Here is a 13,143-nt window from a genome sequence, read left to right as displayed (position 1 = left end):
CCGAAGTATGCAATGTCAAAAAATTTATATGGGCCTTATGAGTATCAGGGGGCATTTTTAAAAGGAGGCCATAATGATGTGTTTCAATGGAAGGGACAGTGGTATGCCTTTATGGTAAATAAAGAAATTAGTTTATTTTATAGAGGTGTTTCTTTAAAGTCTCTTTATTTTAATGAAGATGGAACAATAAGGATTCCTAAAGATGATAAGGAGTATCCTATAAAAGGTAGACAATGGGATTTTATGCATTCAACCATGGGGTGGCGTTCTAAACAAGGGACTACTTTGAAATGGGACAAATCTGGATGTATAAAAGGGGATATTAATGGAGACGCTATTATTGAAGGCGCTGTATGGACAAGTGCAAACTTGAATCAAGCAGATAGTGTCATTGTGAAAATTAAAAACTTGAGTAGTGCTACCAAGGGTAGAATTGGTATAGCTTCTCATACTTTAGGTAATCGCTTCTGGAAACACCCAGAAATAGATTGGGATAAGGAATTAAAAATAGAATTTGATATTAAACCAAATACTATAGAGATGCAAGTGTTGAAATTTAAAATCTCTGATTTTGGAAAAGTGGATGAATCCTTAAAAAGACTTCGGATTGAGCCAGCTTTAGGAGTAACTTCAGGTAAATGGGAAGTACATTATATTAGTGTAGAATAACTAAAGGCTCTTGGAATTGATAAAACAAGTAAATTATTTACCTATAAATACAATTTATTTACAATAAACTACATGGATTAAATCAATTTTTTTCTTCTTTACATTTTAAGTAAAACATGTTAATTAATATATTTTGAAAAACAATTTAAGAAAATCGACTGTTCAATTAATTATAATTCTTTTCTGTAGCCTTATTTATGGGCAAGATAAAAAGATTGAATTAAAAGGAATCATTATAGATGAAACTAAGTACCCAGTACCTTTTGTAGCTGTAGGAATTGTAAAAAAGTACCTCGGAACAGCAAGTACAGAAGACGGAGAATTCTCCTTTTTTATTACAGACAATGAATTACAAGACTCACTTTCAGTTTCTAGTTTAGGTTACGATTCTTATAAAATTAAGGTAGAAGATTATTTGAAACTTGAAAAAAAAGAAATAATACTTACCGAATCAACTACTCAGCTTAATGAAATTGTTTTACTAAATCCAATTGATTATGTAAATAATGCAGTTAAAAAATTAAAAGAAAACACAATAAGTAGTCCTTATCAAATGGACGTTTTATTCCGACGAGCTACTACAGAAGGCAATGTTTCCAAATTTTTTGTTGAAAACTTTATAAAGGTAAGGGATAAGGGGCCAGCTTATGGTCCAAATATATTCCAAGTTGTTGAGTCCAGAAAATCAGCAGATTATAGAATTTGGAAAAGAAAGCAATGGAAACATGACTTCCAAACCGTCTATAATTTAAATCCATTTAGGCCTCATCAGTCTATGCATAAAAGAAACTTAAAAAAGTTTACTTGGAAAAAAGTAGGAGAATCAAACTATGAGGGCGAAGATGTTCTGATTTTACAAGGAAAATTAGATTGGGTTAAGATAAAATTATTTATAGGTGTAGATACTTATAAAGTTTACAGAATAGAAAGAGGTAATGCCCTTTTTATCTATAAGCCATACGATAGTAAACGATTAGTTTTAAGTTATTTTAAAGATGAGTGGAGACTTAAGCCAGATTTAATCCCTAAAGAATATAAAAACACAGAAGTTGCTAATACGCATTATAAAACAGAGGGTTTTGTTTATAATATTGAAACAAATAAGAAAAAGATAAAAGTTTTTCCTTTTGGAGAAGATACCGATATGGGTCTAATTGACTTACCCTATAATGAGAATTTTTGGAAAAGTTTAAGTCTTCCACCTGATACTAAATTTTACAAGAAGATTAAAGAAGGATTAGAAAGTAATTTTGGTGTGCCTTTAGAAAAACAATTCGAATTAGTTAATAAATAATTTATCTTTTTACTAAAATCCATCCACCGGATAATCAAAAATTAAAAGTATACTATATTCCAAATTGAAAACTAATAGATCTCAATTATTTTTATTTGGCTACAGAAATTTGTAATGTAATTGAGCGTGAATAGAATCAAAGTATAGATTATGAAAATAATTTATTATCCATTTTTTTCATAACAATACAATAAAATTAAAGTTTTTAATGTTACAAAGCCATTTTATATAATGTCTGATTATAATTCTTTTTCTGAATTATAATGGCCTGCGTTATGTGCACTTTGCTTTGGTAAAAGCGAAGTAGCTAATTCTACTTTTTCTTTATTTTTTTCTTCTATAATTTTTCTCTACAATGTTAATGAAATCGAGTTCGCGAGATTCAAGAACTCCTCTAAAACAATATTAACCTTGTGATTAAACAGTCTTTTCACGAAACGACGATAGGAGAGAAGTGGAATGTGTGTGGAATGGATTCTTTTCATAAATGTTTAAAAACTATATATAGAATTTCTTTTTTCATTGTCTAATTTTATTAAATTCGTAGTATATGGAATTTATAGATTTATACGCAGGAATTGGAGGAATAAGATTTGCTTTTGAAACTCACGGAAACAACTGTGTTTTCTCATCAGAATGGAACAAATATTCTCAAATTACTTATAATGCTTTTCATGGAGAATTACCATTTGGTGATATTCATGAAATTCAAGATATTGAGAATGAGATACCAGATCATCATTTATTGACTGCAGGATTTCCTTGTCAGCCATTTTCTTTAGCTGGTGTTTCTAAGAAAAATAGTCAAGGAAGATTGCATGGTTTTGATGACCCAACACAAGGAACTGAGTTCTTTAAAGTAAGAGAGATATTAAGAATTAAGCAACCTGAAACATTTCTTTTGGAGAATGTAAAAAATCTTAAAAGTCATGATAAAGGAAGAACATTTACCACAATATGTGAATCTTTAACTCAAATTGGATATACTTTTAAATCTAAAATTATAGATGCTTCATATTGGGTTCCACAACACAGAGAAAGAATTTATATCATTGGCTTTAGGAATGATTTGAATATTTCAGAAGAACAGATTGAAGCGTTATTTCCAGAAAATCCACAGCAAAGAATTTATGAATTAGGCGATATTATTACTCCTGAAAATGAGATAAATGAACTTTATGGAGATAAATATACTTTAGGTTTAGGAACATGGAATGCACTTCAAAGACATAGAGAAAGACATCAAAATCGTGGTAATGGTTTTGGTTTTAATATGATTCGAAGACCTTTCGCAAATAATGTTACTAGAACAATGTCTGCGAGATATTACAAAGATGGAGCTGAAATTTTATTAGAACAAGATGGTGATATTCCAAGAAGAATTACGCCTTTAGAAGCATGTATGCTTCAAGGTTTTCCTGAAGAATGTTACAGATTTTTTAATGGAGAAGTGGAACAACCTGTTTCAGATGGTCAAATTTATAAGCAGTTTGGTAATTCAGTAGCTGTTCCTGTATTAACTGCTATAGCTGAAAACATGACTAACTTTATTGAAGAAAATCAATTATTAGAGCAAAATAATGTTATTTTAAACGAGATTTAATGGCAAACACTTCTGATATAATAGAATTAATAAATAGTTCTAATGAAACATTTATAAAAATTGTTTCGGCTAATGATGCTGGTGAAACTGGAGGACATCAAGGAGGTATTTATATTCCTAAAAACTCAATTTCTATATTTTTCAATAAGCCAGGAGTTAAAGGAGAAAATAAGGAAAAGTTTATTAATATCAATTGGTATGATGGATTAGTATCTGAAAGCCGAGTTATATATTATGGTAAAGGTACTAGGAATGAATATAGAATAACGAGACTAAATAAAAAATTGACTGTTAATAGTCTTTTTGTTTTAATTAAAGTAGATGAATTAAATTACAAAGGATATTTAATTAATGAAGACGATTCAAAGGACTTTTTGGGAAGTTTGGAATTACATAAAGATGATATAATCAAAGGATTTACAATTTCAAAATCAGTTTTTGAAGCTGAGCAACAAACAGAAATTGATTTTGGCGATAACGATAATGTAAAAGAAAAACATTTTAAACCAAAAGCTCATATATTAACTCTATTAGGTGAAGAACTTATAAAAAGCCCAGTAATGGCAATATATGAGTTAATTAAAAATTCTTATGATGCAGATGCGAAAGAAGTAAATGTTTATTTCAGAGATATTGATAGTATTGAGAAAGGAGCTATTATAGTTGAAGATAGTGGAACTGGTTTAACAGAAGATGTTGTTGAAAATGTATGGCTAGAACCTGGTTCTGATTTCAGAAAACCAATTAATAGTGAGACAGGGCTTAGAGAAATTATTAGGTCTCCTATTTTTAATAGAGTCCCAATGGGTGAAAAAGGTATTGGTCGATTTGCGGTTCATAAACTAAGTACAAAAATTCTGCTAATTTCGAGGCCAAGGATAATTGAAATTGATGAAGAAACTAAAAAAATAATTAAAGATGAATTAGCTGATTATGAAATTCAGTTATACATTAACTGGTCTAAATTCACACAATCTAAACATTTAAAAGATATCCCTGTCAAATGGAAAGTGAAAAAAGACCCGAAAGAATTTAGATTTAAAGAAAAGAGTGGAACTTATATTCATCTAAGTGGGCTAAAAGAAACTTGGAATAAAGGAATGTCAAGATCTCTAAAGAGAAGTACACTTGCAATGTTGTCTCCTAAAAATGATTCTAAATTATTTAAAATTAATTTGGAATTTGGTAATAATTGGCTCTCAGATTTTCCTTCTACAACTGATGTTTTGAATGAAGCTCCATATAAAATGGTTGCTCTTCTTGATAAAGACTACAATTTGACTTTTGAATATAATTTTAACTTACATAATAACTCAGATATAGGACAAAGAAAAATTATTGATAGCTCTAGTTATAATAAATCAGTTAAAGGTTTAATTAGACCTTCAATGAGAGAATATTTTGAAAAGAAAGAATTAGAAGAAGATTTAATTAATTCTGAACTTGAAAAATACGACAAAGGAGAAATCCCTTTTGGAGGTTTAATGATTGAATTCTATTCTTATGATTTGGATTCTGTATCATTGAAAGATACTTCTTCTAATCCTGGATTAGTTAAAACAATATTAAAAGATCATTCTGGTATTAAAGTTTTTAAAGATGATTTAAGAGTTTATAACTATGGTGAACCAGGTAATGATTGGTTAGGACTTGATTTAAAAAGAGTAAATGAGAAGAAGTGGTTCTCTAACAATCAAAATATTGGTTATGTATACCTTAATTCTGAACAATCTACTTCATTAATTGAAAAAACAAATAGAGAAGGATTTGTTGATAGTTTTGATTATGATCAATTTGTTGTTTTAATTGAATGGATTTTATTACAATTTAGAGAAGAGAGATTAAAGGATAGAGAAATTTGGTTAAAATACAACAAGAAAAGTAACTCTGGTTCATTTGAAGATAGCGTTGCTTCTTTTAAAGCTTTGATAAAATCTACTGATTTAGATAATGAAACTAAAAAAAGTAAATTATTAGCTGAAGCTGATAAGATTGAAAAAGAATTTAAAGAAAAACAAGACACATTATTACTTCCTGCTGGTGTTGGACTGACAGCCTCTGTTGCACTTCATGAAATAGATAAATTAGTACCTAGAATGGAAGAGACTGTCAAATCTTCACCATTTAATAAAAAGACTATAACAAATCAAGTTACAGAACTTAAAGGATATGTTGCAGGTATACTTTCCATGCTTAAAAAAGGTGGTGATAGTGAAATTAACATTGAGAAATCAATAAAGCAAGCAATTGCTAATTATGAACTTAAACTTGAATTAAGAAAGATTCGCTGCACTATTGATATAGAAAAAGAAGTAACCAATTTATTATGTGATAATAGGTATTTCATAACAATGATGATGAATCTTATTGATAATAGTATTTATTGGTTAGATGCAATTTACTCTGATAGTAAAGGTATATATATATCTGTTTTCAAAGAAGAAAATGATACTCATATAATTTTCGCCGATAATGGACCAGGTTTTACTGATAGTGTAGAAGAGATTGTTAAACCTTTTCATTCTAGAAAAAAGGGAGGTATTGGGTTAGGATTATATATTATTGATACTTTAATGATAAAATATGGAAAACTAAATATTCATTTAACAATTCCATCACATATAAAGAAAAGAATCCCTAATGATTATAATGGAGCAATCATTGAATTAGTATTTAAAAACAAGTAGTAGGATGACAACATTTGGAGCACAAGTTGCAATAGTAGATGACAAACCCGAAGAAGTGTACAAAATTCAAGAAAATTTAGAAAGCCTCCATGTTGGTTATAATTTTTTTGACGCTACACCAGCTAACGCTACTTATCCTGAAAAACCAATAGAAACATTAGATACAATATTTTTGGATTTACATTATGGAGAAAAAACAATAAAACAATTTGATCCATACCAACCTGCAGCATGGGTAAATAAGCTAGTGTCAACAAACCATAAATATTTTCTAGTAGCTTGGACTTTGGATACCGATGATTTTTTTGCAGTATTAAAAGTACTATCTGAATTGAATAAATCACCTTACGCTTTTTTTGCTGCACAAAAAAACCAATATACACAAGAAGATAGCTCCTACAATATTGAAAAGCTTTTTTTAGATATACAGGCTGTTCAAAATGAAATTAAAACTGTTGATACAATTCCTGGTCAAATAATTCATATTGAAGAAGATAAAGTTCTTATAAAATGTAGAATTTCACCAGATAAGCCAATATTTCAAGTAAGAAGGTTCGACTTAGAATTATTTGACAACAAAAACCTTAAACCTGAAATAAATATATTTATTAATATCCAAATAACAACGGAACCTGGTATAAGAACGATTGAATTATTTAAAACTAATGATAATTTAAAAGGATTATTTGAAGTAGAAGATTATTTTAAAGACTTTAATAATTCTAAATTTACTGGAGAAGATAAATAATGAAAATTACTTTCAAAGACGTAGGGCAGGGTGATTCTATCATTTTAGAATGGAATTATGATCGTGAAGATAAAATAGGTATAATAGATTGTAGTAAAAAAGGTAAAACTAATCCAGTAATTGATTATTTAAAAACAACTTCTTATACTAATATTGAATTTATTATTTTATCTCACCCACATACGGATCATTATTCGGGTATGATTGAATTACTAGAATACTGCAAGTCTCTAACTATAAAAATTACTAGCTTTTATCATACTTTATATGGTATTGGAAAAAATTATTGGAAGTATTTTGAATTAGATTCGGAAGACAATAAACAATTTGGTCGTCTAATAAATCTCATTTCTGAACTTGATAAAAAAGAATTTTTAGAAATTAGATTTATTAATGTAGGTCAAACTATAGATTTGTATCCAAATGCCTATTTAAGGTGTATGTCACCATCTCATAAAGAATTAGAAGAGTGTCAAAGAATTATGAAGTTTGATCCTGCTTTACATAAAAAGGAACAAAGTTCTGCAGCAAATTATTTAGCGACTATTTTTAAATTGAAAATTGATAATAACTATGCTCTATTGACTTCTGATGCAGAGGTTCTTGCTTTTCAAACTATTTTATCGAAGCGTAACCAATTGTTAACCGATAAACGATTAATTCTTTCTCAAATGTCACATCATGGTTCTTATAAAAATTATGAGGACAGTTTTTGGAGTACTATTAAAAGAAAGAAAACACTTCCAGCAGTAGCTTCTGCAGGTAAAAATGCCAAATATAAACATCCAGATTATCAAACATTAAAAGCTTTTGTAAATCATGATTATACTATTCATTCGACATCACCTCATCATGGTATGGCAGAATATATTGCAGAATTAGAAAATATAAAAAAACTAACCTCTAAACTTGACACAGTTAGTGATGAAGCAGAAGAGTATTATATTTATGGCGATAAAACATTTAATTGGAATGAGCTCATTAAATAGGTGACCTCAGAAAATTTTGGTAAAACAATAGGTGAGTGGAGCGTACATATTTTAGGGGTTTAGTAATACAGTTTCTTAATAGTTTTAAGTATTCAAGGGATTTCGAAGTAATCTTAATTAGTTACAATGTTTCCTAAAATATAGCGTAATGAGCCGTAATTGTTTCCAAAAGTTTATGCAGTCATGATTTTTTTGTTTCTTTTTTTATCCAAGAAAAAAAGATAATAAACTTAATAATGTATCTTGTTAGCTATGAATACTGTAACTGAAAACGCTATACAATTTATGAAACTAGAGCTTCAAAACGCTCAAATTGAAGTTTCAGCAAATAAAAGTAGGAGAGAAGGAGTTGATTTTTTAATTGGGAATAAACAAATATACTTACAGCCTTTAGATTTAGATACCATTCTACAAAGTTTTAAAATTTTAAAGCATGAGTTAGGAGAACCAAACGATAACTTGTTTATCGCTTTGGTTTTAATCATAGAAAAAAAAGCAAGAGTTCTTTATGTAATTCCATCTAAACAATTACAAGATTCCAATAATGACTTCTTTATAAATAATGACGTTAGCTTAATGCCTAGTTTGTCTAATTGGGAAATTAAAATATCAAGTACAACTATAGAGAAATTAGAAAAGTATGCTTTAAACAATATGCTTGACAAACTTTAAATACATCTATAAATATTATGTAAAATAGGATTTAAAAAAAGTTAAATTGAAATTCTTAATAGAACAAGTGTATAGAAATTTTCAAGCAAGGATTTTTTAGCAAGGGAAAATTTTATACTCTTGTGGCAACTTTACGAGAATCACGTAGAAAAAAATATGGAGCACAATTATTCAATTACGCTAAAATTTCAATAACATCTAAAAGCTAGCTTTTTTTTGGCGCTGGCAAAGCGGCGGTAAATTGTGTTTAAAAATAAATGTTATTGAAACATTTAAATTTTTAAAAAGCAATCGAGCGATTGGCAGCGGCAATTTTACATAACGGCAAATTATAATACAAATTTGTAAACGTGAAGTTTCTCGAGAATCGCTTATTTAAAAAAACTTGAACAATTGTACAGAATATTAAAATTATACGAAAAGTACATTACTAATGTTTAATGACCCAAGTACTAAGGTTTCTAATGGAAACGATACTTTCTGGGATATTTTACATAATACTACATTATAACTATCTAATTTTAATGGAATGAATTTGTATTATAATTTATATTATGTAAAATAGAATTTAAAATTAAGTACACTACTTTAATTGTATTAAATAAAATGGATACTCAATCCATTCTATTTAATAGTATGTAAAATAGTATTTAAAATCAAGTGTTTTACTTTCTATTGTATTATAAAAATTGATAATCAATCAATTTATTATAATAGTATGTAAAATAGAATTTAAAATTAAGTACACTACTTTAATTGTATTAAATAAAATGGATACTCAATCCATCAATTTAAAATACATCCATCAAAATTAATCAGCTACTTGAGGAATAGATTTTATATGAGCATACACTTCAATACCGCTAATAGTTGTTTCTGCAATGGCAGAATTCATTTTAATGCCTTTAACTGCATTTGTTTTACCATCTGGAGAAATTGCAATAACATCATAAAAAATCTTATTTTCATAAATGGCTCTAATATGTACAATATTACCAGATTGACTTACACCTTTAACAGGCAAATGTTTCCCATCTTCTGTAATTGCTTTAATATCCAATAAGTTGCCTAATTCATCAATAGCTTTTACAGGATAGTATTTTCTTTTATCAACTAACATCTTAATTGGTAATTTTTTACCTCTTACAAAAGCCTTTACATCAAGTAAACTTGTTTGTTTTGAGTTCTGTATTGCTTTAACATCATAAATATTCCCTTTTTTATCAATAGCCTTAATTTTCAAGAACTTTAAATCTGGTCTAAATGCTTTTACATGCCATATTACATCTTCAAACTCTTCTTTATGTGCCTTTCGTTTTTGAGAAAAGCTAAGGTTTACAAACAAGATGGCAATCAAGCAAAAAATTATACTTTTTTTCATAACAGTATTTATCTTAATTATCTATAAAAATACCCATGAATTATAGTTTATAGTATGACTAATGTCATGTATATTAATATATTACTACTCCCCTTTTATTTTAAAAATTACATTAAATAATATGGTCTATAACCTCTATTTTTTGTTCATTAAACGGCTGCTGTTTCCAATTGTTTTACTAATTTATTTTGAACATTTTCTGGTACTGGTTGGTACGATGCAAATGAATTATTAAAGGTTGCGCGCCCTTGTGTTAACGAACGTAAATTGGTTGAATATCCATACAATTCTGCTGCTGGTGTTATTGTTTTTAAAATCTGATAATTATTATTGCTTTCAACACCTTGTATTATTGATCGTCTTGATTGTAAATCTGTCATAACACTACCAATCATTTCTTCTGGTACTTTTACCACTAATGCGTTGGTTGGCTCTAATAATTTTGGATTAGCTTTTAAAAACGCTTCTTTAAAGGCATTTGCGCCTGCTATTTTAAAAGAAATATCGTTAGAATCTACAGAGTGCATCTTTCCGTCATAAACCATTACCCTAATATCTCTAACAAACGAACCTGTTAACGGGCCATCTTCCATAACTTCTAAAACACCTTTCATTATAGATGGTAAATAACGTTGGTCTATAACACCTCCAACAATACAATTATAAAATACTAATTTGCCTCCCCAAGGTAAATCAACTTCCTCTTTGCCTCTTAAACTAAAGCCTTCTGGCTCAGGTATATTGTTAATCCAAGGTTCAATTTTCATGTGTACTTCTGCAAATTGTCCAGAGCCGCCAGATTGTTTTTTATGCTTATAATTAGCAGTAGATGGCCTTTGTATGGTTTCTCTATAAATTATTTTTGGTTTTTTGAATTTAGCTTCAATACCATAAACATTCTTTAAAGTCCAATCAATTGTTGCTAAATGCAATTCACCTTGACAGCCTAATAATTGTTGTTTTGATTCGTTGGAATACTCTAAAACAGCCGTTAAATCTTGACTATGAATTTTTTTAAGCGCATCAATTAATTTTTCCTCATTCTTTTTTTCAGTAGCTGTTACACTTTTTTTAATTCTTGGTTTTGGATAAAGTATTGGTTTTATGGTTGTATTAGTATTTTCAGATCGTAATGTATCGTTTGTATCTGTAAACTTTAATTTTAATGTAGCGCCTATATCTCCTACTGTTAATTTAGTTACCGGATGCCGCGCTTTACCATCCATTATAAATAATTGGTTTAAAGCTTCGGTTTCATTATTTCTAGGATTAACCAATTTATCGTTAAGGCTAACTTCACCAGATTTCACCTTAAAAAAGGTAATCTGCCCCAAATTAGGTTGGTATATGGTTTTAAAAACAAAAAGTGCTGTTGGTGCATTTTTATCCCGATTTAAGGTCTCGCCTTCTACACTCTGTTCTTCATTCAATTCTGATGCAGCTGGAGCCACATTATCTATAAAGCCCATTAACCGGCCCGTTCCCATATCGTTTAAAGCAGAAACACAAAAAACAGGAAATAATTCATGTTTTAACATACCTGCTTTAATGCCTTGTCGCAATTCATCTTCATTAAGTGTGCCTTTTTCAAAAAACAGTTCTAATAATTCATCATCGTTTTCAGCTGCTTTTTCAACCAACTCATTATGCAGTTTGTTTGCTAGATCTATATAGGCCTCTGGGATACTTAATTTTTCTGGTTTTCCGCCTTCTGGCTTAAATTTATAGAGTTTCATTTTTAAAACATCTATAATACCTTGTGAGCCATCAATTTTAATAGGAAATTGAATTTTTACGGCATGATTACCTACTAATTCATTAATGCTTTTATAACTTTCTTCAAACTTTAAATTAGGATGATCTATTTGATTAATTACAAATAAGGAAGCTTTCCTGTATTTATCAATATAATTCCAAATAATTTCGGTACCTACTTCTACGCCATGCCTGCCATTTACTACCGTTACAACAGTATCTGCAACACTTATAGACGAAATAATTTCGCCAATAAAATCATCTAAACCTGGAGTATCTGTTATATTTATTTTATAATTACGCCACTCTGTATGTAAAGGAGTGGCGAATATAGATGCGTGTCTTTCGTGTTCGATTTCATGATAATCTGAAACAGTATTATGATTCTCTACAGTTCCTCGCCTATTAATTAAACCAGCCTCAAATATCATGGTTTCTGATAAAGTTGTTTTTCCGCTATGATGTGCGCCTACCAGTACAATATTTTTAATATGCTTTTCATCAAATATTTTCATGTTTAAGGGATTTAATGTTGATTCTAAAACTAGTTAATTTAAGTTTTAAAAAATATGACTTTAGTCATTTACAACCCCAAGACGGCAAGTTTTTAAATTATGAAGGTTGTTAAATATGGCTTAAAATTATTATTTCTACTTTTTTTCCTATTATATTTGCAATCCCTTTATCTGTCAAGAAAGAATGAAACAAAAGTCTAAGCAAAAAACTGCAAAAACTCGTTTGCAGCTTTTACATCAATATTATTCCTATACTGGATTCTATACATTTGTATGGCAAGCTGTTAAAAAAGCATTGCCGTATATTATTGGTATTATAATAGCTGTGTATACTGTTAATCACTTTTTTAGCATTAATGAGGCTTTAATTAGATTAACTGAAATACTACCATCTTACGGTGTGTTAAGTTTCTTTTTTGTATCCGAAACGCTTTTAGGTCTTGTACCACCAGAAATATTTATAGCCTGGGCTGGTAAAATGTTAAGTCCTTGGTTTTATTTAGGACTTTTAGCAGTTTTATCTTATGGTGGTGGTTTATTGTCTTATTGGATGGGACGCTCTATTACCAAAATGCCATCGGTACATAACTACTTAGAAACTAAAATGGAAAAGCAACTTAAAAACTCTAAAAAATGGGGTGGCTTTTTAATTATGGTTGGTGCGGTGTTACCACTACCCTTTTCAATTGCTTGTATAGCTGCAGGTATTATTGAGTTTCCTTTTAAAAACGTGATGCTTTATGGAGCTTTAAGATTTTTGCGTTTTGCTATTTACGGACTTATTATTTTTAATGTCTTATAAATAATTCTTAAATCTTACTGTTGTTATT

General features: G+C 29.0%; 10 protein-coding genes. 8 read left to right on the top strand and 2 right to left on the bottom strand.

Annotated elements, in window-relative coordinates:
- The first annotated feature begins 12 nt into the window (after positions 1-12).
- The 7 genes from Q0842_RS10215 to Q0842_RS10185 all read left to right on the top strand — a co-directional run bounded on the left by Q0842_RS10215 (position 13) and on the right by Q0842_RS10185 (position 8,662).
- Positions 13-669, top strand: coding sequence for a hypothetical protein (locus Q0842_RS10215; protein WP_298497669.1), 657 nt, complete (start codon positions 13-15; stop codon positions 667-669).
- Positions 670-802: 133 nt separating this feature from the next.
- Positions 803-1,963 carry a carboxypeptidase-like regulatory domain-containing protein gene (locus tag Q0842_RS10210; RefSeq protein WP_298497667.1) on the top strand — a complete coding sequence of 387 codons (1,161 nt, stop codon included), beginning with the start codon at positions 803-805 and terminating at the stop codon, positions 1,961-1,963.
- Between the two features lie 550 nt (positions 1,964-2,513).
- A complete protein-coding gene (gene dcm / locus Q0842_RS10205) occupies positions 2,514-3,566 on the top strand; it encodes a DNA (cytosine-5-)-methyltransferase (protein WP_298497665.1) in 1,053 nt (350 codons plus the stop codon).
- Complete coding sequence (locus Q0842_RS10200; RefSeq protein WP_298497663.1) at positions 3,566-6,253, top strand: EcoRII N-terminal effector-binding domain-containing protein; 2,688 nt, start codon at positions 3,566-3,568, stop codon at positions 6,251-6,253. The genes dcm and Q0842_RS10200 overlap by 1 nt, the downstream gene beginning before the upstream one ends.
- Before the next feature lie 4 nt (positions 6,254-6,257).
- Entirely contained in the window at positions 6,258-7,001 is a 744-nt protein-coding gene (locus tag Q0842_RS10195) for a hypothetical protein (protein WP_298497661.1), read from the top strand.
- On the top strand, positions 7,001-7,990 hold the full coding sequence (locus tag Q0842_RS10190; RefSeq protein WP_298497659.1) for a hypothetical protein: 990 nt from the start codon (positions 7,001-7,003) through the stop codon (positions 7,988-7,990). Before Q0842_RS10195 ends, Q0842_RS10190 begins: the two co-directional genes overlap by 1 nt.
- 252 nt (positions 7,991-8,242) lie before the next feature.
- Positions 8,243-8,662 carry a hypothetical protein gene (locus tag Q0842_RS10185; protein ID WP_298497657.1) on the top strand — a complete coding sequence of 140 codons (420 nt, stop codon included), beginning with the start codon at positions 8,243-8,245 and terminating at the stop codon, positions 8,660-8,662.
- Between the two features lie 811 nt (positions 8,663-9,473).
- Here the strand turns inward: Q0842_RS10185 and Q0842_RS10180 are convergent.
- The gene (locus Q0842_RS10180) at positions 9,474-10,043 is read right to left on the bottom strand and encodes a hypothetical protein (protein WP_298497654.1); all 570 of its coding nucleotides are present in this window, start codon (positions 10,041-10,043) and stop codon (positions 9,474-9,476) included.
- A gap of 149 nt (positions 10,044-10,192) precedes the next feature.
- Entirely contained in the window at positions 10,193-12,313 is a 2,121-nt protein-coding gene (locus tag Q0842_RS10175) for a translation factor GTPase family protein (RefSeq protein WP_298497652.1), read from the bottom strand.
- 184 nt (positions 12,314-12,497) lie between these two features.
- Here Q0842_RS10175 and Q0842_RS10170 point away from each other — a divergent pair, with 184 nt between their 5' ends.
- Positions 12,498-13,115: a VTT domain-containing protein gene (locus tag Q0842_RS10170; RefSeq protein WP_298497650.1), complete on the top strand. Its 618-nt coding sequence runs from the start codon at positions 12,498-12,500 to the stop codon at positions 13,113-13,115.
- The last annotated feature ends 28 nt before the right edge of the window (positions 13,116-13,143 follow it).

Source organism: uncultured Algibacter sp. (genome assembly GCF_947495675.1).
Taxonomy (GTDB): domain Bacteria; phylum Bacteroidota; class Bacteroidia; order Flavobacteriales; family Flavobacteriaceae; genus Algibacter_B.
This window is presented reverse-complemented; position numbering and strand designations above follow the sequence as displayed.

Excerpts from the sequence above, each read along its gene's own strand:
- Q0842_RS10190 (WP_298497659.1), top strand. The coding sequence starts at position 7,001 with ATGAAAATTACTTTCAAAGACGTAGGGCAGGGTGATTCTATCATTTTA.
- Q0842_RS10170 (WP_298497650.1), top strand. The coding sequence starts at position 12,498 with ATGAAACAAAAGTCTAAGCAAAAAACTGCAAAAACTCGTTTGCAGCTT.
- Q0842_RS10200 (WP_298497663.1), top strand. The coding sequence starts at position 3,566 with ATGGCAAACACTTCTGATATAATAGAATTAATAAATAGTTCTAATGAA.
- Q0842_RS10215 (WP_298497669.1), top strand. The coding sequence starts at position 13 with ATGTCAAAAAATTTATATGGGCCTTATGAGTATCAGGGGGCATTTTTA.
- Q0842_RS10185 (WP_298497657.1), top strand. The coding sequence starts at position 8,243 with ATGAATACTGTAACTGAAAACGCTATACAATTTATGAAACTAGAGCTT.
- dcm (WP_298497665.1), top strand. The coding sequence starts at position 2,514 with ATGGAATTTATAGATTTATACGCAGGAATTGGAGGAATAAGATTTGCT.
- Q0842_RS10195 (WP_298497661.1), top strand. The coding sequence starts at position 6,258 with ATGACAACATTTGGAGCACAAGTTGCAATAGTAGATGACAAACCCGAA.
- Q0842_RS10175 (WP_298497652.1), bottom strand. The coding sequence starts at position 12,313 with ATGAAAATATTTGATGAAAAGCATATTAAAAATATTGTACTGGTAGGC.
- Q0842_RS10180 (WP_298497654.1), bottom strand. The coding sequence starts at position 10,043 with ATGAAAAAAAGTATAATTTTTTGCTTGATTGCCATCTTGTTTGTAAAC.